Source organism: Frateuria edaphi (genome assembly GCF_021117405.1).
Lineage (GTDB): Bacteria > Pseudomonadota > Gammaproteobacteria > Xanthomonadales > Rhodanobacteraceae > Frateuria_A > Frateuria_A edaphi.
Genome location: NZ_CP088251.1, coordinates 2,508,495 through 2,531,776 on the forward strand (window position 1 = coordinate 2,508,495; position 23,282 = coordinate 2,531,776).

At 68.3% G+C, this 23,282-nt stretch carries 22 protein-coding genes; 9 read left to right on the forward strand and 13 right to left on the reverse strand.

Translation table 11 applies throughout. The features are described 5' to 3' along the window. Positions 1-256: 256 nt before the first annotated feature. Positions 257-1,204: a transporter gene (locus LQ772_RS11695; RefSeq protein ID WP_231321014.1), complete on the reverse strand. Its 948-nt coding sequence runs from the start codon at positions 1,202-1,204 to the stop codon at positions 257-259. 121 nt (positions 1,205-1,325) lie between these two features. Between LQ772_RS11695 and pdxR the strand changes: the two genes are divergently transcribed. Then, positions 1,326-2,798, forward strand: a complete 1,473-nt coding sequence (pdxR, locus tag LQ772_RS11700; protein ID WP_231321016.1) for a MocR-like pyridoxine biosynthesis transcription factor PdxR — start codon at positions 1,326-1,328, stop codon at positions 2,796-2,798. A 35-nt stretch (positions 2,799-2,833) separates the two neighbouring features. Here pdxR and LQ772_RS11705 read toward each other — a convergent pair whose 3' ends face one another. The 5 genes from LQ772_RS11705 to LQ772_RS11725 form a co-directional block, all read right to left on the reverse strand. Beyond that, a complete protein-coding gene (locus tag LQ772_RS11705) occupies positions 2,834-3,169 on the reverse strand; it encodes an EF-hand domain-containing protein (protein WP_231321017.1) in 336 nt (111 codons plus the stop codon). 260 nt (positions 3,170-3,429) lie between these two features. Then, on the reverse strand, positions 3,430-3,768 hold the full coding sequence (locus tag LQ772_RS11710) for an EF-hand domain-containing protein (protein WP_231321018.1): 339 nt from the start codon (positions 3,766-3,768) through the stop codon (positions 3,430-3,432). 37 nt (positions 3,769-3,805) lie between these two features. After that, complete coding sequence (locus LQ772_RS11715; protein WP_231321019.1) at positions 3,806-4,150, reverse strand: EF-hand domain-containing protein; 345 nt, start codon at positions 4,148-4,150, stop codon at positions 3,806-3,808. A 140-nt stretch (positions 4,151-4,290) separates the two neighbouring features. Further along, on the reverse strand, positions 4,291-5,214 hold the full coding sequence (locus LQ772_RS11720; RefSeq protein ID WP_231321020.1) for an alpha/beta fold hydrolase: 924 nt from the start codon (positions 5,212-5,214) through the stop codon (positions 4,291-4,293). Between the two features lie 10 nt (positions 5,215-5,224). After that, on the reverse strand, positions 5,225-5,827 hold the full coding sequence (locus tag LQ772_RS11725; RefSeq protein WP_231321021.1) for a TetR/AcrR family transcriptional regulator: 603 nt from the start codon (positions 5,825-5,827) through the stop codon (positions 5,225-5,227). 164 nt (positions 5,828-5,991) lie between these two features. Between LQ772_RS11725 and LQ772_RS11730 the strand changes: the two genes are divergently transcribed. The 4 genes from LQ772_RS11730 to LQ772_RS11745 all read left to right on the forward strand — a co-directional run bounded on the left by LQ772_RS11730 (position 5,992) and on the right by LQ772_RS11745 (position 10,094). Further along, on the forward strand, positions 5,992-6,789 hold the full coding sequence (locus tag LQ772_RS11730; RefSeq protein WP_231321022.1) for a M48 family metallopeptidase: 798 nt from the start codon (positions 5,992-5,994) through the stop codon (positions 6,787-6,789). 308 nt (positions 6,790-7,097) lie between these two features. Next, positions 7,098-7,430: a hypothetical protein gene (locus tag LQ772_RS11735; protein ID WP_231321023.1), complete on the forward strand. Its 333-nt coding sequence runs from the start codon at positions 7,098-7,100 to the stop codon at positions 7,428-7,430. A gap of 224 nt (positions 7,431-7,654) precedes the next feature. After that, on the forward strand, positions 7,655-8,758 hold the full coding sequence (locus tag LQ772_RS11740) for a Glu/Leu/Phe/Val dehydrogenase dimerization domain-containing protein (protein ID WP_231321024.1): 1,104 nt from the start codon (positions 7,655-7,657) through the stop codon (positions 8,756-8,758). Positions 8,759-8,936: 178 nt separating this feature from the next. After that, positions 8,937-10,094 carry an isovaleryl-CoA dehydrogenase gene (locus LQ772_RS11745; protein WP_231321025.1) on the forward strand — a complete coding sequence of 386 codons (1,158 nt, stop codon included), beginning with the start codon at positions 8,937-8,939 and terminating at the stop codon, positions 10,092-10,094. A gap of 93 nt (positions 10,095-10,187) precedes the next feature. On the opposite strand, the gene LQ772_RS11750 is transcribed toward LQ772_RS11745, so the two are convergent. Beyond that, positions 10,188-12,998 carry a S8 family serine peptidase gene (locus LQ772_RS11750; protein ID WP_231321027.1) on the reverse strand — a complete coding sequence of 937 codons (2,811 nt, stop codon included), beginning with the start codon at positions 12,996-12,998 and terminating at the stop codon, positions 10,188-10,190. Positions 12,999-13,202: 204 nt separating this feature from the next. On the opposite strand from LQ772_RS11750, the gene LQ772_RS11755 reads away from it, so the two are divergent. The 3 genes from LQ772_RS11755 to LQ772_RS11765 all read left to right on the forward strand — a co-directional run bounded on the left by LQ772_RS11755 (position 13,203) and on the right by LQ772_RS11765 (position 16,776). Further along, on the forward strand, positions 13,203-14,381 hold the full coding sequence (locus tag LQ772_RS11755; protein WP_231321029.1) for a thiolase family protein: 1,179 nt from the start codon (positions 13,203-13,205) through the stop codon (positions 14,379-14,381). Positions 14,382-14,539: 158 nt separating this feature from the next. Beyond that, positions 14,540-14,956 carry a hypothetical protein gene (locus LQ772_RS11760; RefSeq protein ID WP_231321030.1) on the forward strand — a complete coding sequence of 139 codons (417 nt, stop codon included), beginning with the start codon at positions 14,540-14,542 and terminating at the stop codon, positions 14,954-14,956. A gap of 212 nt (positions 14,957-15,168) precedes the next feature. Then, positions 15,169-16,776 carry a carboxyl transferase domain-containing protein gene (locus LQ772_RS11765; protein WP_231321032.1) on the forward strand — a complete coding sequence of 536 codons (1,608 nt, stop codon included), beginning with the start codon at positions 15,169-15,171 and terminating at the stop codon, positions 16,774-16,776. A 111-nt stretch (positions 16,777-16,887) separates the two neighbouring features. On the opposite strand, the gene LQ772_RS11770 is transcribed toward LQ772_RS11765, so the two are convergent. From LQ772_RS11770 to LQ772_RS11780, 3 genes are read right to left on the reverse strand one after another with little or no spacing between them, the layout of a single operon-like run. After that, positions 16,888-17,193 carry a DUF6587 family protein gene (locus LQ772_RS11770; protein ID WP_231321034.1) on the reverse strand — a complete coding sequence of 102 codons (306 nt, stop codon included), beginning with the start codon at positions 17,191-17,193 and terminating at the stop codon, positions 16,888-16,890. Further along, positions 17,190-19,040, reverse strand: a complete 1,851-nt coding sequence (gene feoB / locus LQ772_RS11775) for a ferrous iron transport protein B (RefSeq protein ID WP_231321036.1) — start codon at positions 19,038-19,040, stop codon at positions 17,190-17,192. Before feoB ends, LQ772_RS11770 begins: the two co-directional genes overlap by 4 nt. Continuing rightward, the gene (locus LQ772_RS11780; protein ID WP_231321038.1) at positions 19,037-19,279 is read right to left on the reverse strand and encodes a FeoA family protein; all 243 of its coding nucleotides are present in this window, start codon (positions 19,277-19,279) and stop codon (positions 19,037-19,039) included. Before LQ772_RS11780 ends, feoB begins: the two co-directional genes overlap by 4 nt. A gap of 129 nt (positions 19,280-19,408) precedes the next feature. Between LQ772_RS11780 and LQ772_RS11785 the strand changes: the two genes are divergently transcribed. Further along, positions 19,409-20,194: an enoyl-CoA hydratase-related protein gene (locus LQ772_RS11785; RefSeq protein ID WP_231321039.1), complete on the forward strand. Its 786-nt coding sequence runs from the start codon at positions 19,409-19,411 to the stop codon at positions 20,192-20,194. 75 nt (positions 20,195-20,269) lie between these two features. Here the strand turns inward: LQ772_RS11785 and LQ772_RS11790 are convergent, their stop codons facing one another. The 3 genes from LQ772_RS11790 to LQ772_RS11800 are packed head-to-tail and all read right to left on the reverse strand — an operon-like array spanning position 20,270 to position 23,249. Next, on the reverse strand, positions 20,270-20,872 hold the full coding sequence (locus LQ772_RS11790; RefSeq protein WP_231321041.1) for a response regulator transcription factor: 603 nt from the start codon (positions 20,870-20,872) through the stop codon (positions 20,270-20,272). Further along, positions 20,869-22,056: a sensor histidine kinase gene (locus LQ772_RS11795; RefSeq protein ID WP_231326028.1), complete on the reverse strand. Its 1,188-nt coding sequence runs from the start codon at positions 22,054-22,056 to the stop codon at positions 20,869-20,871. Before LQ772_RS11795 ends, LQ772_RS11790 begins: the two co-directional genes overlap by 4 nt. After that, a complete protein-coding gene (locus tag LQ772_RS11800; protein WP_231321042.1) occupies positions 22,056-23,249 on the reverse strand; it encodes a sensor histidine kinase in 1,194 nt (397 codons plus the stop codon). Before LQ772_RS11800 ends, LQ772_RS11795 begins: the two co-directional genes overlap by 1 nt. Between the last annotated feature and the right edge of the window lie 33 nt (positions 23,250-23,282).

Genomic DNA, 23,282 nt, shown 5'->3' on the forward strand with positions numbered 1-23,282 from the left:
TCCACATAGGCTGTCTCCTTGTCAGTCCACGAGCGATCGGTAGCTATGGATCGTGCCGAGCACGGCAACGTGGTGGCCGCAGACGCATGGGTGACACGGAAGGCGCTCCCATGTGGATAGGCCTGTCTCCCTTCAGCCCTGAAGGACGATGCCTGCGCTGGCATGGTGGGTTATGAGCCCGGCACAAGGGCTTGTCAATGCACGAAAGGCGGCTTCACGCCGGCACCACGCGCAAGGCGCGGGGTGCTGCCTCAACTCAGTGAACGATGTTGACCGCGATCGCAGGCGTGACCGAGCGCGTGACGTTGTGTCCGCCAGGAATGACGCGTACGCCAAGCAGCACGCCGACGTTCGCGTTGAAGTTGTATTCGACCGCCGGCGCGAAGCCGAACGCTTCGCTGCGGCCGGAACTCGCGCGCACGGGTGTCGCCGGCAGGCCGAGCGGGTCGTCGTAGCCGGCCACGTGGGTGGCGTCGCTGCGGCTGTAGGTCAGGTCGAGCGCCAGCACCCAGCGGCGGGTGAGGCTGTATTCGAACGCGGTCGCGACGTAGAACGCATCGCCCGGCGTAGCGCGGCCGTGGAAATCGGGGCCGGTGCCGTAGCTGCTCGTGCCGTCGATGTCGGCATGGCGCGCGAAGGTCCACGTAGCGTTGAAGCGCACGCGCAGGATGCGGCCGTTGGGCATCCAGAAGTAGCTCTGCGCGTTGAGGCCGAGCGTGGTCGCCCAGGCGCCGGCGCCCATGCCGTCGGCCGTCCTCGCCAGGCGCTTGTAGCGACCGGTGGGCACGGCTTCCTGCAGCATGATGGCGAGCGTGGGGAACCAGCTTCCTTCATGGAAGCGGGTGAGGCGGTACTGCGCCTGCAGGATCTGGTCGCCCGCGCCGATGCCGGAACTGTTCCTCCCATGGTGCAGGCCGCTGTAGCCGATGATCGGTATGGCGCCGACGGTGAGGTCGTCGGTCAGGCCGTAGAGCACGTAGGCGCGCGAGCCGAAGCCGTCGTTGCCGCGGGTCTGTACGTCGTAGACGTAGGGCTCGATGAGCATGTGCCCGCGCGGCAGCGTCTCGGCCGAGTTGGCGAGCATCGGGCCGGTCCACCAGGCGTCGTCGCGCGACTGGCGCGTGGCGTCCTGCGCGAATGCGGTGCCGGCCACGAGCCAGGCGAGAACGCTGCCGAGGATGCGTCGCCGGATCCGTCTCGCCACTAGCCGCTCAATGCCCACGCCGCCCCCACCGTGTCCTCGGAAGCATGCACCTTAGGTGCCACAGTGGCTCGCGCGAATAGCCACTTCGCTATGATCCCGCATGACCACTTGGGAGCCGCGCATGAAACGCGTATCCGCCAGCCTGTTGCCGCCGATCGCGCTCGACCCCGGTGGCGACGTGCCCATCTACCGGCAACTCTCGGAGTGGTTCCGGCGCGCCATCGTAGAGGGGCAGCTCCAGCCGGGCCAACGCGTACCCTCCACGCGAGCATTGGCGGGCGAACTGAAGGTCTCTCGCCTGCCGGTGCTTAGCGCCTACGAGCAGTTGCACGCCGAGGGCTACCTGGAAACGTTCACCGGTGCCGGCACGTGTGTGGCCGGGACCATCCCGCCGGGAGGGCCGGAGAACATGCGACGCGGTCGCAGCATCTCGACGCCGGCGGCTTCGCCCGCCCGCCGGGTCGCGGCGCGCGCGCAGGCGATGGCGGGTCCTGAGCAGACCTGGCTCGAGAGCCAGGGCGCCTTCCGCGTGGGGTTGCCGGCGCTGGACGCGTTCCCGCACGAGGTGTGGGCACGCCTGCTCAGCCGGCACGCACGCCGCGTGGACACCGAATCGCTGGTCTACGGCGATCCACTTGGCTATCTGCCACTGCGCGAGGCGGTCGCCGATTACCTGCGCATCGTGCGCGCGGTGCGGGCCGACGCCTCGCAGGTGATGATCACCACCGGCGCGCAGCACGGCGTGCAGGTGTGCACCCACGTGCTGCTCGATGCCGGTGACAGCGCGTGGATGGAGGAACCGGGCTACCCCGGCGCGCACCAGGCGTTGGCGGCCGTCGGCGCGAAGGCGGTGCTGGTCCCGGTCGACGAGGACGGGCTGGACGTGGCCGAAGGCATCCGTCGCGGGCCCGACGCGCGCATGGTCTATCTCACGCCGTCGCACCAGTTTCCGCTCGGCGTGACGATGAGCGCTTCGCGGCGCATGCAGCTCCTGCAATGGGCGACGCGCGCGGGACGCTGGATCGTCGAGGACGATTACGACAGCGAGTACCGCTTCGGCGGCAAACCGGTGCCGTCGCTGCAAGGGCTCGATGCGGACGGGCGGGTGATCTACGTGGGCACCTTCAGCAAGGTGATGTTCCCTGCCCTGCGGCTGGGGTGGCTGGTGGTGCCGAAGGACCTGGTGCCCGCGTTCCGCGCCGCGCGCGATGCGCTGGACACCTGCTCGCCGATGCTGCCGCAGCGGGCGATGACCGACTTCATCCGCGAAGGGCATTTCGCGCGTCACACCAGGCGCATGCGCGCGCTCTATGCGGCGCGGCGGGCCGCCTTGCTGGAGGCGATCGAACGGCACCTGCCTGGCCGGCTGCGGGTCGTCGGCGCGGAAGCAGGCATGCAACTGGCAGCGCTGCTGCCGGACGGCATGGACGACATCGCACTCTCGCGTCGCGCCGCCCAGGTCGGCGTATCGATCCGACCGCTATCGCAGTGCTACCGGGGAGCCGCGTGTCGAAGCGGCGTCATCCTGGGCTACGGTGGCGTGGATGCACGCGCGGTCGACGAGGCTATCCGCAGGCTCGCGCACTGCCTGTAGGCCCGCCGAACCCTTCCCCGGGCTCTCGACCGGGATCAATGCGACGGCGGCGGTCCGTGCCGCGCGGGCGCGTCCCCGCCCGCGGCATTGCCGCTTCCCTTCATGGCGAGCTGGGCCGCGGCGAACTCCTGGGCGTCGAGCTTGTTGTCGTGGTTCTGGTCGTATGTCGAGAAACGGGTCCGCAACAGCACCATGTCTTTCGGCAATTCCGAGCGGGTCAGGCGACCGTCGTGGTCCTGGTCCATCGCCTGGAAATCCGCGTCCACCGTTGCCGGCGCTGAGGCTTGCTGCGCGGACACGACGGTCGCGATTCCGCACAGCGCAAACGCTAGGACGCCACACCTGATCTGGAACGATTTATCGCTTTTCACCGGACATTTCCTCTGCAGCTGGGCAAGGCGCGCTTCGCGAGGGCGGCACCGGCCCGACTCTGCGCCGGCTGCGGTGAAGCACAGCTCTAGCCGCAGACAACGATCCGACATGGGCGAAGGGCTGTTCAGCCAGGCCGAGTCGACGATTCGGTAACGCCTCGACACGAGAAAGTGTCCGGGACGTTATCGAGGGCTCCGAAACGGCAACGCCCCCGGAACCGGGGGCGTCTGGTGGCACTGCCTGACAACAACGGGCGCAGCTATTGCCCGCGCTCGTTGTTGATGTAACCGACCGGATGTCCAAGCGCCGGGCCATCATGCGTCGTGTGAAGACCGACCAGCGTCGGATTGGTGGCTCCGCGCACCTGCACCGCCTGCTTGGCGCTGTCCAATTCCGCGGTGTCCAGTTGCCCATCCCGATTCCGGTCGAAATTGGCAAAGTACGTTTTGAGGGGCGATGCGGGAGGCAGTTCCGGACGACTCAGGAAGCCGTCGTGATTGGCGTCGAACCCGCGAAAATCCGCGGGGAGGGACGCTGCAGTCGCCATCTGGACCATGCCCGCCAGCAGGCCCGCGATCGAACATGTGAGAAAACGCATTTCCTTCTCCTTAGCTTTAGGGGGTGGGACCTTCCTGCTAATTGCCGTTGGAACTGGGTATCCGAACGATCGGATCCTTCGGCGGCGCGGCGTGATCTGGACTGGACGAGAAATAGAGGCGTGGATCGCTGCCGTCCGGATCGACGCTGCGTATCGCGGCAATGAATTCGCCCTGGTCCAGGCGGCCGCTACTGTCGTGGTCGAAGGACGCGAAACGTGCCTTGAGAAGTGCCAGATCGTCGGGTATCTCGCCGCGACTGAGGCGACCGTCGTGGTTTTTGTCCAACGACTGGAAGTCCAGATGCTTCTGCTCGTCCGCGGCGAACACCAGGGTGGAAATTGCAAGCAACCCTGTCGTGCAGAAAGCTGTGCACATACGCATGAGGCTGTCTCCCTTTTGCCTTGGGTCCCCTACGCTGGACAAAATCCTCTCCAGCCGTTCGCATTTCTGCGCCCGATACCGTCCATTGTCAAATTGAACTGGCGCGCGACCGCCAGAACGATGCTTGTGCGGTCGGCTGATCAGGCGATCCCGAACGGGAGATTCACGGACGCAACAATCCGCTCGCCCACGACTGCCCCACCGGCGAAAGCGAGCACGGATTCGATCACCTCCGGCGCATCGAGCACGCGGTGGTGGCCCAGCCCCTGCGTGGTGAGCAGCCGCGCGCCGGGCCAGTGGCGCGCGTAGCGCTCGCCCTCCTCCCAGGGCACGTCGGCGTCGTCCAGGTCGTGCACGATCAAGCCGGGTTGGCCGAGTGCGGTGACGTGGCGGTGCATCTGCAACTCGTCCACGCTGATGCCGGTGCGGTTGACCAGCCAGGCGTAGAACGGACGACGCAGGTGTTCGCCCAGGCGCACGAAACGGAAGTAGCGGGTGGCGGCCGCGTGCATGTCGGCGGCCGGCGCGATCAGCACCAGCTTGCGGGCGCGCCAGCATTCGCCTTGGGCCAGCGCGACGGCGGCGCCGCCGAGCGAATGGGCGATCGCGAGCTCGGCGTCGCCGTAATGGCGGCCCACGGCGCGCACGGTGTCGGCGAACTCCGGCAGCGTGCAGTAGTTACCGGTACTCAGGCCGTGGCCGGGCTGGTCGAAGGTCACCACGGCGTAGCCGAGCGCGCGCAGGCGTCCGACCCAGGGTAGGAAGCGCAGGCCGAAGCTCGACCAGCCGTGCACCAGCAGCACGTATGGCTGCGTGGCCGGATCGCCCCAGACATAGGTGGCGATGGACTGGCCGGCGATCGACAGCGTCTCGCGGCGCATGGCCGGATCGGGCCTGGCGGCCTGGGCGCGAACGCGGCTGCTGGCGAACGGCGTGGCGAACAGCCGCGCAGCGCGATCGGCAGTGCGCCCCGGCGCCAGGCGACCGCCAAGGGCGAAGCTGGTGCGGACGGTGGCGAGCTTGAAGCGGGCGGCCAGGCCCGGGCGGCGCATCACGGTGGACATGGGTCGATCCTCAAGGTTGCCAGCTGCGCCACAGGCGCTCGAATGCGGCGCGGATACGCTGGCTCGCCTGCTCGAAGCCGAACAGGCCGGCGTCGTGGTGCAGGCCGAGCATCAGCGCGTAGATCTCGAAGGCGAGCTGGGCCGCGTCGGTGTCGGCCCGCAGGTGGCCCGCGGCGACGGCCTGGCCGATGGCCTTTTCCAGCTCGCCGCGCCAGCCGGCCTGTTGCGCCACCACGGCGTCGTGCAGCGCGCCTTCGCGGCCGTCGTATTCGCCCGCGGCGGTGAGCAATACGCAGCCGCTCTTGTGCATGCGGCCCCACTCGCACCACTGGGCGACGATCGCGCGCAGGCGCGGCAGGCCGCGCGGGGCGGAGAGCGCCGGCAGCAGCACGTGGGCCATGAAGCGGCGGGCCGCGGAGTCCAGCACCGCCAGCTGCAGGTCTTCGCGTGAACCGAAGTGGGCGAACAGGCCACTTTTGGACATCCCCACGTCGGTGGCGAGGGTGCCGATCGACAGGCCTTCGAGCCCGCCCACACGGGCCCGTTCGTAGGCGTGTTCCAGGATGAGTTCGCGGGTGGCGAGGCCCTTGGCGGGTGAGGTGGCGGTTGTCATGTGCGTAAAATAGCACGACCGTTCGTTCTTTTGTAGTGAACTTCGGCCCGCCACTGCGACGCCAAGGCGATGTCTTGATGTCCACCCTACGGCCTCGGGCTTTCATGCGGCCTAGGCGGGCGCAGCGGCTAAGCTTGGCCGCTGCCATCGCAAAGGAGACGCCCATGAAGCCCCGCCTGCTGACCGCCGCCGCCCTCGCCGCGCTGCTTGCCGGCTGCTCCACCTCGCCGACCGGACGCTCGCAGCTGATGGTGGTGTCCGATGCGCAGATGAGCCAGATGGGACTGGCCTCGTTCAACCAGATGCGCCAACAGGGCAAGTTCGCCAACGCGCCGAAACAGCGCGCCTACGCCACCTGTGTCGCGCAGGCACTGATCTCGGTGCTGCCGCCGCCGTGGAACACCCAGCAGTGGGAAGTGCAGATCATCGAGGACAACACGGCCAATGCCTTCGCCCTTCCCGGCGGCCGCATCGGCGTGAACCAGGGCATGTTCAAGGTGGCGAGCAACCAGGACCAGCTGGCGGTGGTGCTCGGCCATGAGCTCTCGCACGTGGTGGCGCGCCACGGCGCGGAGCGCGTGTCCGACAACATGGCCGCGCAGGCGGCGGTAACCGCCGGCAGCATCTACGCCGGCACGCGCGGCGGCGACGCCGGCAATGTCGCGGCGCTGTTGGGTGCCGGTGCCACCGTGGGCGTGCTGCTGCCGTTCTCGCGCACGCAGGAATCCGAAGCCGACACGCTCGGCCAGCGCTACATGGCCAAGGCCGGTTTCGATCCGCGCGCGGCGGTGACCCTGTGGGAGAAGATGGAAAAGCAGGGCAGCGGCGGCACGCCGACGTTCCTGTCTACCCATCCGGCCCCGGACAAGCGCGCGCAGGTGCTGGGCGAGCAGGCGCAGAAGCTGATGCCGACGTACCAGCAGGCGCGGGCGGGCGGGCATTCGCCCAACTGCAAGCTGTAAAGCGTCTTCGACCCGCATTGCGGGCCGTGGCAGAAGCGCCCCGCCCACCTGTCGGCGCCTTCCCCGCGTTTGTGGGGAAGGCTCAACGGGCCGAAGTCCGCTTCTCCCCCATCACTTTCGCGAATGGGTCAACCGGTTGCAGCCGGGGTCCTCCCCCCGTTCATAGCGGAAGGTGCCCGAGGTCGGACGGGGTGCCTTGCGGTAAGCCAGCTGCCTGCTGAATGCGCGTGAGCAACGCGTCAACACCAGGCCGGCCACCCCGTTTTCCGTGTTGCACGCCGCCCACGCGGCGCTCACCGGAGAACACGATGACCGCCATCACCCGCCCCCTCGCCCTGCTCGCCGGCCTCGGCCTGGCCTTGGGCGCTGCCGCCTACGCGCCGGCCTCGCAGGCCAGCCCCCACGTGACGATCGGCGTGCGCGTAGGCGTGCCGCCCCCGCCGGTGCGCGTGGTGCACGTGCGTCCGCGCCGCGGCTACGTGTGGGCGCCTGGCTACTGGCGCTGGAGTCCGCGCATCCACCGGCACCTGTGGACCGAGGGCTACTGGGTGCGCGAGCGTCCCGGTTATCGCTACCGCCCGGCGCGCTGGGAACGGCACGGCGACGACTGGCGTTTCCACCGCGGCCACTGGCACCGCTGAGGGCGGAGCCGGGCGCCGCTCGCGCCCGGCTTGCTGCGCCGCGGAAACGGCTGGAGCGCCGACGTATTAAACTAGCGGACTGAATTCACCGCCCCGGCCCTTGCCGGGGCTTTGACTTTCAAGCGTTTTCTGCCGCTGAGGCGGTCCGCACTGGATCGGCCCGCCACCTTTCTGCGGGATGCCATCCCCGTGGCATCCGCCAAACTTGTGGAGTCATCGTTCCAATGATCTTTGAAACCATCGCCAAGACGGGTCACGAAGAAGTCGTCTTCTGCCACAACAAGGACGCCGGCCTGAAGGCCATCATCGCGATCCACAACACGGTGCTGGGCCCCGCGCTCGGCGGCCTGCGCATGTGGCCGTACAAGACCGAGCAGGACGCGGTCAACGACGTGCTGCGCCTGTCGCGCGGCATGACCTACAAGAACGCCGTGGCCGGCCTGAACCTGGGCGGCGGCAAGGCGGTGATCATCGGCGATCCGTCCAAGGACAAGTCCGAGGCCCTGTTCCGCGCGTTCGGTCGTTTCGTCAACTCGCTGGGCGGTCGCTACATCACCGCCGAGGACGTCGGCATCGACGTCAACGACATGGAATACGTGTTCCGCGAGACCGAGTACGTCACCGGCGTGCACCAGGTGCACGGCGGCTCGGGCGATCCGTCGCCGTTCACCGCCTTCGGTACGCTGCAGGGCCTGATGGCCGCGCTGAACTTCAAGCACGGCAACGAGGACGTGGGCAAGTACAGCTACGCCGTGCAGGGCGCCGGCCACGTCGGTTCGGAGTTCATCAAGCTGCTGCGCGAGCAGGGCGCCAAGGTGTTCGTCACCGACATCAACAAGGATGCGGTGCAGCGCTGCGTCGACGAGCTGGGTTGCGAGGCGGTGGGCCTGGACGAGATCTACGATGTCGACGCGGACGTCTACTCGCCATGCGCGCTCGGCGGCACGGTCAACGAGCAGACCATCGACCGCATCAAGGCCAAGATCATCTGCGGCGCGGCCAACAACCAGCTGGCGACCGACGCGATCGGCGACGAGTTGAACAAGCGCGGCGTGCTGTACGCGCCGGATTACGCGGTCAACGCCGGTGGCGTGATGAACGTCTCGCTGGAAATCGACGGCTACAACCGCGAGCGTGCGATGCGCATGATGCGCACGATCTACTACAACCTGGGCCGCATCTTCGAGATTTCCAAGACGCAGGGCGTGCCGACCTACAAGGCGGCCGACCGCCTGGCGGAGGAGCGCATCGAGTCCATCGGCAAGATCAAGCTGCCGCACATGGGCAATGGCGGTACGCGCTTCCAGGGCCGCATGCGCGGGCAGTAAGCATCGCAGCACAGGGAATGGGCCGCCGCGAGGCGGCCTTTTCTTTTGCCGTCTGTTCGACCCCGCACAGAAGAAGCAGGCGCTGCGTCCCCGCGCCTGCGAAGAACTACCTCCGGGTCTCACCGGCCGCCAAACATCTGTGCGCTAAAATCGACACCCAACCTCTAGGAGTTCCCGGATGCGCCCGTTCCCGCTCGGAGAAGACATCGACCTGCTGCGCGAGAGCGTGCACGCCTTCGCGGAGAAGGAGATCGCCCCGCGCGCCGATCGCATCGACCGCGAGAACGCCTTCCCGGAGGACCTGTGGCCGAAGTTCGGCGAGATGGGTCTGCTCGGCATGACCATCCCGACCGAATACGGCGGCACCGGCATGGGCTTTCTGGCGCACATGGTGGCGATGGAGGAGATCTCGCGCGCGTCCGGTTCGGTGGGCCTGTCCTACGGCGCGCATTCGAACCTCTGCGTGCAGAACATCTTCCACAACGGCAACGAGGACCAGCGCCGCACATACATCCCCAAGCTGTGCTCGGGCGAGTACGTGGGCGCGCTGGCGATGAGCGAGCCGGGCGCCGGTTCCGACGTGGTCGGCTCGATGAGCTGCAAGGCTGAGCAGAAAGGCGACGTGTGGGTCGCCAACGGCTCGAAGATGTGGATCACCAACGGCCCGGATGCCGACGTGCTGCTGGTCTACATGCGTACCGCCCCACGCGCGGCAGGCAGCCGGTGCATGACGGCCTTCATCGTCGAGAAGGGCATGAAGGGTTTCTCCACCGCCCAGAAGCTGGACAAGCTCGGCATGCGCGGCTCCAACACCTGCGAGCTGGTGTTCGACAACTGCGAGATCCCCGCCGCGAACATCGTGGGCGAGGTCAACGAAGGCGTGCGCGTGCTGATGAGCGGCCTGGACACCGAGCGCCTGGTGCTCTCCGGTGGCCCGCTCGGCCTGATGCAGGCGGCGCTGGACCTCACCCTGCCCTACGTGCGCGAGCGCAAGCAGTTCAACGCGCCGATCGGCACGTTCGGGATGATGCAGGCGAAGGTCGCCGACATGTACACCGCGCTGCAGTCCTCGCGTGGCTTCGCGTATCTGGTGGCGCAGCAGTTCGATGCCGGCATCAAGTCGCGCATCGATCCGGCGGCCTGCCTGCTCAACGCGTCCACCAACGCGGTGAGGGTGACGCTGGAGGCGATCCAGGCGCTGGGCGGCAACGGCTACATCAACGAGTTCCCGGCCGGGCGGTTGCTGCGCGATGCCAAGCTTTACGAGATCGGCGCCGGAACGAACGAGATCCGACGCATGTTGATCGGGCGCGAGCTGTTCCACGGCAAGGCGTAAAAAAAGGGCCCGCATCGGGCCCTTTTTCGCAGGGTGGGCCTGAGCCCACCGCCACGCACGTGGGTGATGGGCTGAAGCCCCCGATGGCAAGCGCTAGAACGACAAACGATACGCCAGCGTCGCCATGCTCCCCTGCTCGCGCTGCGCAAAGCGATGGTCGATGCCGAACGTGAGCGCGGCCCGCGGCGTCATCGCCCAGTCCAGCGTCATGCCCGCCACGCCGCCGTAACGAGACAGTCCGATGCCGCCCAGCGGCGCCCACTGGTCGATGCCGGTGAAGCTGGCCTCGAACACGTCACCGCGGGTCGCGATCGCGCGTTGCCAGGCGAGCCTTGCTTGCAGGTCCAGGCTGCCACCGCCGGCAAAGGTCCACTGCCGTACCGCACGCAGGCCCAGCCCGGCCTGCCAGCGCTCGATCGCATGCGCGTTGGCCTTCAGGCCGAAGCCCCAGGCGCCCGGCTCGTTGAAGCCGCTGCTGTCCATGCGTGCGTACTGCAGGCTGGCGTAGGGGGTGAGCGTCAACCGGCCGAGCGTGGCGCGGTAGCCGCTCTCGCCATAGGCGACGTCGTAACGACCATGGCTGTCGCTGGCCACGCCGGCGAAGGCCGGGCCCAGCAAGACATTGCGGCGCATGGATTCACGGTAGTCGCCCGTGCCCACGCGGCCCATCAGGTACGCGTTGCCGCGCACCACGCCGCCATAGAGCATGCCTTCGACGGCATGGCTGCGGCCCTGATCGGCGGTCTCGGCCAGTCGGCCCAGGCCGCGCGACTGGCTCAGCGCAAAGCCGGCCACCCCGTTGCTGCCGATGCGCATGTCCTGCCCGACCAGCGTGCCGGAAAGGTCCACGCCGACGTTCGCGTAGCCGCTGCGCGCCAGGTCGCCGTGGTAGCCCAGGTCCTGCGTCCAGCCGCCAGTTCCGTTGCTGTCGAGCAGGCGGTCGAAGCGGTCGGACAGCGCCCGCGTGCCCGCGTCGATCGCCTCGAAGGTCATCGCCGCGCTGGCTGCGTGAAGCTGCCCGGAGAGGCTTTCCAGCGACTGGCTGGCGCTCGAAAGCGTGGTCGCCTGCTGCAGATGCGCTGCGCCGGCGACGAAGCCGCTGGTCGCGGACGCGGTACCGGCGCCGCTGGACACCAGCTGGCGGTCGAGCTGGTCGAAAGCGCCTTCCACGCGCTGTGCCGAGTTGTAGCTGGACGCGCTATAGCTCATGCCCTGGATCGCGGTGACGTCCGCGCGGGTCACGTCCAGCCAGGCGCTGGTGGCGTCGTAGCCGGCCGTGGCGGTCAGCATCACGTTGGAGGCGGCGTTGATCGCGCTGAAGGTGCCGGTCAATCCGCCCTGCGTGACGAGCACGTTGGTATGGGAGTCGAGCACATAGTCCGAACGCTTGCCGATCACGTACAGATCGCCACCGGATAGCGTGGCCGTACCGGCGACTTTGAGCACCGAGCCCAGTTCCAGCGCCAGCCGCCCGTTGTCGTGCTGCGAGTAATTGCCGCCGACATCCAGGTCGCTCCCGCTGACCGTGACAACGCCGGCGTTGTCGACGTCGCCACCGATGCGCGTGGCCGCTCCCAGCGTGCCGCCCATGTCCACCTGCAGTGCGCCGGCCAGGGACTGCGCATTGAGGATGCCGCCCTGGATCTCGGTCAGCCCCGCGTAGGTCGAGGCCTGGGTCAGGTTGAGTGTGCCGCTGCCCTGCTTGATCAGGCCACCGGCGCCGGAAATGGGATTGTTCCAGCTCGATTCGCCGGTGAAGCTGACGGTGACGTCGCCCCAGTCGAACTTCGCCGGTCCATTGACCGCCTTGCCCGCGTCGAGCATGCCGTAGCCGAACACCTTGTCCGGCCCGGCCGCGCCGAGGTCGTCGGCCGTGCCTAGCAAGGTCTGCCGCACCAGGTCGTTGGTGAAATACGGATAGGCCTCCCACACCAGCGCCGCGGCCCCGGAGACCTCCGGCGCCGCGAACGAGGTGCCGCTGACGATCCAGTAATCCTTCGGATCGGTGGCGGTGGCGTCCTTGTCGCTGACGATCACGTCGCCCGGCGCGGTCAGGCAGTAATTCATGGCCTTGCCGCAGGCGTTGGAATAGTCAGCCAGCACGGTCTTGCCATTGGCGGCACTGATGCTGTCGGCCGCGACCGCGACCAGCCAGCCGCGTTCGAGTTCGGGCGCGTACTTGGGCAGCGCGGCGATGTCGCTGGGATCGGCGCGGCCATCGTTGCCGGCCGCGAACACGACCAGTCCGTCGTGGTTGAGCACGAAATCGTCGTACGCCTGGGCGAAGGCCTGGTTGATGGTCGCGTCCGTGGTGTCCCAGTAGATGCCGCCCCAGGAGTTGTTCTGGATCTGCACGCCGTCGGCGATCAGGGCGGGGTTGAGGTACTGGCCGAAGAAATCCGCGTCCGAGGCACCCACCGCATTGCCCTGGCCCGAACCGTCGTCGGTGGGCTCCTTGTCGGCGATGATGCGCGCCGACACCAGGTTCGCGCCCGGCGCGATGCCGCCGGGGAATTTGTCGAACGCCTTGCCCGCGGCGATTTCCGATACCCAGGTGCCATGCCCGACCACGTCGTCGATGCTGGTGTTGTTGGCTTGCGAATCGACGTAGATCAGCTCGTCGGTCACCCGCCCGGCGAGGCTGGGATGGTTGCGCATGATGCCGCTGTCGACGATGCCGATGGTGACACCCTTGCCCGTAAAGCCTTGGCTGTGCGCGGCATAGGTATCGGTCAGATCCAGCTGGGCATCCACCGGTGGCTCGGGGCTGCTCGGCGTGGTGGGTGGCGGCTGCGGGGCCGGCGCCCGGACGTTGCTGCCGCCGCCTCCGCCGCATGCGCTAAGGCCGAGTGCGACAAGGATCCCCAACGCCACTTCCCGGTGGCGCAATGCGTACGTATTCATGCCAGCTCTCCGTACAACCGTCCCCATGCAGGCCCCCGCGATCGCGCGAGCCATCGGCCTGCAACCCGCCGCCAGTTTCCCACAACGCGTCCGACGCGAAGCATGCACCACGGCGCGTTTGCCGCACTGCCGCATGGACTGCGATAATGGGCAATCGTCCACGGCGCGCAGGCCGCGCGCCCCCAAGCCTCGCGGAGAAACCCCATGTCCGACGTCGTCATTGCGGGCGCCAAGCGCACCGCCATCGGCTCCTTCCTCGGCCAGTTCACCGGCGTGCCGACGCCCACCCTCGGCGCGACCGCGATCGGTGCGGCGCTGGAGCAGTCCGGCGTGGCGCCTGCCGAGGTCAGCGAAGTCATCATGGGTTGCGTGCTGACCGCCAACCTCGGCCAGGCGCCGGCCCGCCAGGCCTCGCTCGGCGCCGGCCTGCCGCCCGCCGTCGGCTGCACCACCATCAACAAGGTGTGCGGCTCGGGCATGAAGGCGATCATGCTCGGCCACGACCTGATCAAGGCCGGCTCGGCCGCGGTGGTGGTCGCCGGCGGCATGGAGTCGATGACCAATGCCCCGCACATGGTCGCCGCCCGCACCGGCATCCGCTATGGCGATGGCCAGCTGGTCGACCACATGGCCTACGACGGTCTGACCAACCCCTACGACAACAAGGCGATGGGCATCTTCGGCGAGCTGTGCGCCGACAAGTACCAATTCAGCCGCGAGGACCAGGACGCCTTCGCGATCGAATCGGTCAAGCGCTCGCAGGCGGCGCAGGCCTCCGGTGCGTTCGCCGACGAGATCGTCCCGGTGACGGTCAAAGGCCGCAAGGGCGACGTGGTGGTCGACGCCGACGAGCAGCCGGGCCGCTCCGACATCAACAAGATCCCGACCCTGAAACCCGCCTTCCGCAAGGAAAACGGCACCATCACCGCGGCCAGTTCGTCCAGCATCTCCGACGGCGCCGCCGCGGTGGTGCTGCTCTCGGCCGACGACGCCAAGGCCCGCGGTATCAAGCCACTGGCGCGCATCGTTGCCCACGCCACCAACTCCCAGGAGCCCGAGTGGTTCACCACCGCTCCGGTCGGCGCGATCCAGAAGGTGCTGGACAAGGCCGGCTGGAAGGTCGAGGACGTCGACCTGTTCGAAGTCAACGAAGCCTTTGCCGTGGTCGCCATGGCGCCGATGCGCGAGCTTGGCGTGCCGCACGCGAAGCTCAACGTCAACGGCGGCGCCTGCGCGCTGGGGCACCCGATCGGCGCCAGCGGCGCGCGCCTGGTAGTCACCCTGCTCAACGCGCTGAAGACCCGCGGCGGCAAGCGCGGCGTGGCGTCCCTGTGCATCGGCGGTGGCGAAGCGACGGCGATCGCGGTGGAGCGACTGGATTAAAGCTTCCCGTCACCTTCTGTCGACGGAACGAATGAAAGCCTGTTAACCGGCTTTTTAATATGTACTGAAGGGCAGTTGGTAAAACATATGGCGCGTGTACGGCGAAAGCGCTATTAATACGCGGCCAAAACGGCATTCCACGGCAAAGGAGATCCACCATGAAGTTGACGCGTACCCTACTCGCCTCCGCGCTCGTCGCGCTGCTGGCGGCTTGCAGCAACGGCGCGCAGGATTCCGCGCAGGACGCCCAGCAGTCCGCCGACCAGGCTCAGCAGTCCGCTGACCAGGCCCAGCAGGCTGCCGCGCAGACCGGCTCCCCGGCCGCCGACCAGGCTGCCCAGCAGGCCACCACGGCTGCCAACGCCGCCGGCCAGGCTGCTGATCAGGCCCAGCAGGCCGCCACCGCTGCTTCGGCTGCCGCCCCCGCCAACAACGACATGTCGAAGGACGCCATGTCGCAGGCCAAGGACGCCGCCGACAACGCTTCGGACCAGGCTGACAAGGCTGCCGACGCTGCCAAGGACGCCGCCGACAATGCCAAGGATGCTGCCGACGACAAGAACAAGGGTCACTGATCCTTCGGTTCGTCTGATCGAAAAAAACCGGCCGCTTGCGGCCGGTTTTTTTATGCGCGTTTTTTGCGTGTCGCACACCTTGACCGCACGGGCCGCAGTGGCCGGTTATCATCGGGTGTTTGGCCGGCGCGCTTGGTTTCGTATCGCGATCGCGCCCATGGACGAAACGCCGCCGCGGGCGGTCCCGAACGAATGAGCCAGAGTTCAGCCCGATGACCACCATTGCTTCGCAGATCGATATCCGTTCGCCCGATTTCCAGGCCTCCAGCGCCGCGCTGCGCGCGCTGGTCGAGGACTTGAAGGCACAGCTGGCGCGCAACGCCGAAGGCGGCGGCGCCAAGGCGCGCGAGAAGCACACCGCGCGGGGCAAGCTGCTGCCGCGCGAACGCATCCGCGCCCTGCTCGATCCGGGTTCGCCGTTTCTCGAACTCTCGCCGCTGGCCGCGCACGGCATGTACGAGGACGCCGCGCCGGCGGCCGGCATCATCACCGGCATCGGCCGCGTCAACGGCATCGAGGTGGTGGTGGTCGCCAACGACGCGACGGTCAAGGGCGGCACCTATTTCCCGATGACGGTGAAGAAGCACCTGCGCGCGCAGGAAGCGGCTCTGGAAAACCGGTTGCCGTGCATCTACCTGGTCGACTCCGGCGGCGCGTTCCTGCCGCTGCAGGACGAGGTTTTTCCTGACAAGGAACACTTCGGCCGCATCTTCTACAACCAGGCGCGCATGTCCGCGCTCAACATCCCGCAGATCGCCGTGGTGATGGGAAGCTGTACCGCCGGCGGCGCCTACGTGCCGGCGATGAGCGACGAGACCATCATCGTGCGCGAGCAAGGCACCATCTTCCTGGGCGGCCCGCCGCTGGTGAAGGCGGCTACCGGCGAGGTGGTCGATGCCGAAACGCTGGGCGGTGCGGACGTCCATACCTCCGTCTCGGGCGTCGCCGACCACTACGCGGAAAACGACGCGCACGCGCTTTCCATCGCGCGCGACGTGGTGGCGAGCCTCAATCGCCGCAAGCACATGCCGCTGGCGCTCGAAACGCCGGTCGAACCGAAGTACGCGGCCGAAGAGCTGTACGGCGTCATCCCGCAGGACACCCGCCGTCCCTTCGACATCCGCGAGGTCATCGCGCGCATCGTCGACGGCTCGCAGTTCCACGAGTTCAAGGCGCGCTACGGCAAGACACTGGTCACCGGGTTCGCGCACATCCACGGCTATCCCGTGGGCATCGTCGCCAACAACGGCATCCTGTTCGCCGAAAGCGCGCTCAAGGGCGCGCACTTCATCGAGCTGTGCAACCAGCGCAACGTGCCGCTGGTGTTCCTGCAGAACATCACCGGCTTCATGGTCGGCAAGAAGTACGAGCAGGCCGGCATCGCCAAGGATGGCGCCAAGATGGTCACCGCCGTGGCCTGCTCGCACGTGCCCAAGTTCACCGTGGTGATCGGCGGCAGCTTCGGCGCCGGCAACTACGCGATGTGCGGTCGCGCCTACGGCGCACGCTTCCTGTGGATGTGGCCCAACGCGCGCATTTCCGTGATGGGTGGCGAGCAGGCCGCCAGCGTCCTCGCCACGGTCAAGCGCGACGGCCTGGAAGCGGCCGGCAAGAGCTGGAGCGCGGAGGACGAAGAGGCTTTCAAGGCGCCGATACGCGAACAGTACGAACGCCAGGGACATCCGTACTACGCCAGCGCGCGGCTGTGGGATGACGGCATCATCGACCCGGCCGACACCCGCCGCGTACTCGGCCTGGCGATCTCGGCGTCGATGAACGCGCCGATCGAGCCACAGCGCTACGGCGTGTTCCGCATGTAGCGCTCCAGGCGGTCACACGAGGGTGGGCTTCAGTCCACCAGCTCCGCTGCGAGGAAACGGGGCAGTGGGCTCAAGCCCACCCTGCGCGATACGCAAGGATCGGAGCGTTGCTCAGCGCTCGCGGGGGCGGAAGTGCAGTGGCGTGGAAGGCTCCCGCGACGCGGGTACCGGGGCGCAGCCGCCGCAACTGGAGCAGCCGTCGCCGCTACCGCACCCCCCGCTTTTCGCCTCGGCCGGCTGCAGCCAGTCACCGAAGCGCCGCACGGCCCTGGCACGGCCAGGTCGGTCCAGCGCCGCCGACACCCCGGCCTGCACGCGCTTGGCCGTCTGCGGCAGCAGCTTGCGGAAGGCCGCGACCAGGCTGGCCAGCAGCACCAGCGTCAACACCACCGCCTGCACGACGGCGAACGTGCTCACGAGAGCGCCCGCGCGATCTGGTAGGTGACCAGCGAAGCCAGGTAGGCCAGGCCGAACAGGTAGCCGGCGGTGATCGCCACGTTGCTCCAGGAGTTGGTTTCGCGGCGGATCACGGCGAGCGTCGACATGCATTGCGGCGCGAACACGTACCAGGCCAGCAGGCTGAGCGCCGTGGCCAGCGACCACTGGTGCGAGATCAGCGGCCCGAGCTGGTTGGCGATGGTGTCGTCGCTGCCGGACATCGCGTAGACGGTACCCAGCGCCGACACTGCCACTTCGCGCGCGGCCAGGCCCGGTACCAGCGCGATGCAGATCTGCCAGTTGAAACCGATCGGCGCGAACACGTAATGCAGCGCATGGCCCAGGCGCCCGGCCAGGCTGTAGTCGATCGCCGGCCCGCTGGCGCCCGGCGGCGGCCCCGGAAAGCTGGAAAGGAACCACAGGATCACGGTCAGCGCCAGGATGATGCCGCCCACGCGCTTCAAGAAGATCTTGGCGCGCTCCCACAGGCCCAGTGCCACGTCGCGCACGTTGGGGAGGCGGTAGGACGGCAGCTCCATCAGCAGCGCGTGCTCGCTCTTGTCCTTGCGGAAGCGCTTGATCACGAACGCCACCGCCAGCGCGCTCACGATGCCGGCCACGTACAGCGTGAACAGCACCACGCCCTGCAGGTTGAACACGCCCCACACGGTGCGATGGGGTATGAACGCGGCGATCAGCAACGTGTAGACCGGCAGCCGCGCCGAGCACGTCATCAGCGGCGCGACCAGGATGGTAGTCAGGCGGTCGCGCGGATCGGTGATGCTGCGCGTGGCCATGATGCCGGGGATCGCGCAGGCGAAGCTCGACAGGAGCGGGATGAACGCGCGTCCGGTCAGGCCCGCCTTGAACATCAGCTTGTCGAGCAGGAACGCGGCGCGCGGCAGGTAGCCCGATTCCTCCAGCACCAAGATGAACAGGAACAGGATCAGGATCTGCGGCAGGAACACCAGCACGGCGCCCAGGCCCGCGAAGATGCCGTCGTTGAGCAGGCTATGCAGCGCGCTGTGCGGCGGCAACGCCCCGGTCATCCAGGTGCCCAGCGTGCCCACGCCCGCTTCGATCGCATCCATGATCGGCTGCGCCCAGGAGAACACCGCCTGGAAGATCAGGAACATCAGCACTGCCAGGATGCCGAGGCCGAACACCGGATGCAGTGCCCAGCGGTCGATCGCGTCGTCCACCGCATCGGTGGCACGCGGCATGATCACCGTGGCAGCCATCAGCGCGCGCACCTGTGCATGCAGGTCGTGGCGGCTGGCGGGATCGTCCGGCTGCACCGGCGCGGCGACCGGGACTTCGCCATCGACGCGCTCGATCAGTGCCTTCGCGCCACCGCGCCTGACCGCGATCGTTTCCACCACCGGCACGCCGAGCCGGCGCTGCAGTTCGGGCACGTCGATCACGATGCCGCGCCGGCGCGCGGTGTCCATCATGTTGAGCGCCAGCACCACCGGCCGCCCCAGTCGCTTGACCTCGAGCACGAAGCGCAGGTGCAGGCGCAGGTTGGTGGCATCGGCCACACAAACGATCAGGTCCGGCGCCGGCTCGCCCGGATAGCGGCCCTCGCAGACGTCGCGGGTGATCTGTTCGTCGGGGCTGGCCGCATCGAAGCTGTAGGTGCCGGGCAGATCCAGCAATTGCAGCACGCGACCGGACGGCGCGACGAAGCGGCCTTCCTTGCGCTCGACAGTGACGCCGGCGTAGTTGGCCACCTTCTGGCGCCCACCGGTGAGCTGGTTGAACAGCGCCGTCTTGCCGCAATTGGGGTTGCCCACCAGCGCGATGCGCAGACCTTGTGCGCTCATGCCGCCTCCGCCCTGACGAAAATGCGCGATGCCTCGCTGCGCCGAAGCGCGAAGCGGGTGGAGCCGATCTGGATCAGCAGGGGGTCGGCGCCGAGCGGGCCGCGGGCGACCACGCGCACCGGCTCGCCGTCGACGAAACCGAGGTCGCGCAGGCGCTGCGCGATGGGATCGCCGGCGTGGGCATCGTCCACGCGGTCCACCACGGCGGGCGAACCTTTGGGCAAGTCGGAGAGGCGCACGGATGGCAACTCAAACAAGAATGGTTCGCATTATAAGGCAAAAGCCTGTGCCCGCGCTGAGTCCGGCACCCGAACGGGACCACGCGCCACGCCCGTACAATTCCCACTTTCAAGCAGGGAACCTCGCGCATGTCCGCCATCCTCGTCACCGACCGCGCCGCCGTCCGCCAGATCGCCCTCAACCGCCCGGACGTGCACAACGCCTTCGATGACGGCCTGATCGCCGAGCTGACCTCCGCGCTGGTGGAGGCCGGCCGCGCCGAGGCGGTGCGCGCCGTGGTTCTGACTGGCACCGGAGCCAGCTTCTCCGCCGGCGCCGATCTCAACTGGATGCGCGGCATGGCGACGGCGAGCGAGCAGGAGAACCGCGAGGATTCGTTGCGCCTCGCCGCACTGGTGCGCACGCTGCAGTTCCTGCCCAAGCCGACCGTTGCGCGCGTCAATGGCGCAGCCTACGGCGGCGGCGTGGGACTGATCGCCGCCTGCGACATCGCCATCGGCGCCGAGGGCGCCAGATTCGGCCTGACCGAAGTGAAGCTCGGGCTGGTGCCCGCGGTGATCTCGCCCTACGTGGTCGCCGCCATCGGCGTGCGCCAGGCGCGGCGGTTGTTTCTCACCGGCGAAATCATCGACGCGGCCGAGGCCAGCCGCATCGGGCTGCTGCACCAGGTGGTGGCGGCCGATGCGTTGGACGAGGCGGTCGACCTCGCGCTGAAGCTACTGGCCAAGGCCGGCCCGCAGGCGCAACGGGAGGCCAAGCAACTGGCGTTGCGCATGGGCGGCATCAACGAACAGGACGCTGGCCGCATCGATGCGGAAAATGCGGAACTGATCGCGCGTCTGCGCGTTTCGGCCGAGGGCCAGGAAGGCCTCGGCGCCTTCCTCGACAAGCGCGCGCCCGCCTGGACCGCGTAGGGTGGGCTTGAGCCCATCGTCGGCAGGTGGGCGCAAGCCCGCCGCCCTACCGGGTCGGTTGGGTGGAACGCCGGCCTACAACCATCCCTTTTGCCGCGCGAGGCGAAACGCCTCGATGCGGTTGCCGGCGCCGAGCTTGCCGATCGCCTCGGACAGGTAGTTGCGCACCGTGCCGTGCGAAAGGTTGAGCCTTGTGGCGATGTCGCCGGCCGAAAGGCCTTCGCCCGCCAGCCGCAGCACCTGCCGCTCGCGATCATTGAGGGGGTCGGCTTCGGTCCAGGCTTCCAGTGCCAGCTGCGGATCGATGGCGCGCCCGCCGCGATGCACCGTGCGCAGCGCCTCGGCCAGGTTCTCGGCCGGCGCGTCCTTGAGCAGGTAGCCGGATACGCCCGCGTCCAGCGCGCGTCGCAGGAAGCCGGGACGGGCGAAGGTGGTCACGATGATCACCTTCATCGGCAGCTCCTGCCGCTGGATGCGCTGGGCCAGCTCCAGTCCGGTCAGGCCGGGCATCTCGATGTCGGTGACCAGCACGTCGGGCTTGAGCCGCTGCAGGTCGCGCCAGGCGGCCTCGCCGTCGGCGGACGAGCCGAGTACCTCGATGTCGCTTTCCAGGTTGAGCAGCGCCGACAGCGCGCCACGTACCATCGCCTGGTCTTCGGCCAGCAGCACCCGGATCATGCGGCGCTCCCTGAGGCCGGAACCGCGGCCGTTGCGGTGGCATCGCGTTCCGCGGCTACGCTCGCCGACACCGCACCTGGCACGCGGATGGACAGCGCCGTGCCGCGCCGCGGCGGCGAGTCGATCGCCAGCGTCCCGCCCAGCGCGCGCACCCGCTCGCGCATGCCACTCACGCCGTTGCCATGGGCGGCCAAACCGCCGCGTCCGTTGTCGCAGATACGCATCTGGAGCATGTCGTCCTCGAAGGAAACGCTGACGCTGGCCTGGGTGGCGCCCGCGTGGCGATGGATGTTGGTGACGGCTTCGCGCAGGACCAGCGCGACCGGTGCCTCGATGGCATCGGGCAGCGCCAGGCCGTCCGGCAACCCGCCCTCGAAGGCCACGCCAGAGGCTTCCAGCATGAGCCGCGCCGAAGTGAGTTCGGACGCCAGGTCGCTGCGGCGCATGCCGGTCACCGCCGCGCGCACTTCCGCGAGCGCATGGCGCGCGACGCGCTCGACCTCGGCCATTTCGCGCTGCGCACGCGCCGGCTCGTCCAGCGCCAGTCGCCGGGCCAGTTCCGACTTAAGCGCCACCAGCGACAGCGTGTGGCCGAGCAGATCGTGCAGGTCGCGGCCGATACGCTCGCGCTCGGCCAGCGTCGCCAGGCGCCGCACCTCGGTCTGCGACAGGCGCAGTTCGGCGTCCTTGCGGGCGCTGTGCATGTAGGCAACGTTGCTGAAGCCGCCGAACAGGCCGGACATTACGACCCACAACGCCACGCTCAGCGGATCGCCGAAGGTCCACGCCTTGGCCAGCGCGAGCGCGCCCATCACCGCCACGCTCACCAGCCAGCGCCGCCACGAAAGCGAGAAGGACGAAACGACGCCGGCAAGGATCAGCAGGATGAATCCGAACGGGTTGCACGCCCACAGCGCCAGTGCGGTGGCGACCATGCCGGCCACGTACCAGTCCACGCGCCGGCGCGGGCCCACGTAGACCCGCGAGTACAGGTACACGAACACCGGCACGGCCAGCAACGTGGGCGCCAGCCATGATCCGGGGGCGCGATGAAGCGAGGCCGGTCCCTGGAACAGCGCCACCAGCGCGAACAGCGAAAGGCCGGCCTGCCAGCGCATGTACAGCGGCGAGCGGAGCTGGCCCAACAGCGAATCCGGCCGCGGCGTGAACCACTGCACCTGCATCACGGGCGCGCTTCCGCCGTGAGCGTCAGCCCGTCGGCCGGCAAGGCCGGCGCCGCTGCGACCTGCATCGCCGACGCCGGAAGCGGCACCACGATCCGCAGGCGGGTGCCCTGCCCCTGCTGCGAATGGATCTGCAGGCGGCCGCCCAGCGCGCGCACGCGCTCGCGCATGCCGGTCAGGCCGTTGCCTTCCTCCAGCACGCCGCCGCGGCCGTTGTCCGAGATGGTCAGGCACAGGCCGCCGTCGATGCATTCGAACGCCACGCTGGCGCACGTCGCGGCCGCATGCCGGGCGATGTTGGTGGCCGCTTCGCGCAGCACCAGCGACAGGCCACGTTCGGTTTCGGCGGGCAGGCACGGCGGCTGGCCGTAGTCCAGGTGCGCGCCGGAGGATTCCAGCAGCAGGCGCGCGGAGGCCAGTTCGGCAGCCAGGTCGGTGGCGCGGATCCCGGTGACCGCCGCGCGCACCTGCGCCAGCGCGTGACGGGCGACGTTCTCCGCCTCGATCACCTCGCGCCGGGCCGCCTCGGTATCGCGATCGAACAGCTTGCGCGAGAGTTCCAGCTTGAGCGTGATCAGCGAAAGCGTATGGCCGAGCAAATCGTGCAGGTCCCGACCGATGCGCTCGCGCTCGGCGGTTGCCGCGAGGCGGCGAACCTCGTCATGGGAAAGCTTGAGGGCCGCGTCCCGCTCATGCCCGATCCGCTCCACGTGCGTGACCATCCCGATGATGAACGTCATCAGCGGGAAGGCGACCAGCGCCTGCCACGGATAGCCGACCTTCCATGCGACCAGCAGGAACAGCGCGTTCAGCGCGAGCAGGCGCAGCAGGAAGGGCGCCAGGCGCCGGCTGTTCACGCTGCAGGAGACGCAGCCGTAAATGAAGTAGCTCACGCTGCCCGAATAGAACGGCACCAGCGCGATGCCGAACACCGCCAGGGCCGCGCCGTAGCGCGAGGCAACGTTGCGGGAAACCAGCATCGACTTGGCGAAAAGTGCCACGAACAGCGGATAGGTCAGCGCGGTCAGGATCGCCCAGCGCCAGGTATATCCGCGGTCGAACAGGGGCGTAACGAAGATCCATGCCGACCACAACAAGTGGACGGACTCCATCCGCGGCGACTTGCCCTGCTGGATGATCTCGCTGATGCGCGAGCCCGGCTCGGGCGCAAACCAGGTAACAAGACGGTTCATCCAGCCGGGTCCCCACGACACGATCGCGGCCAT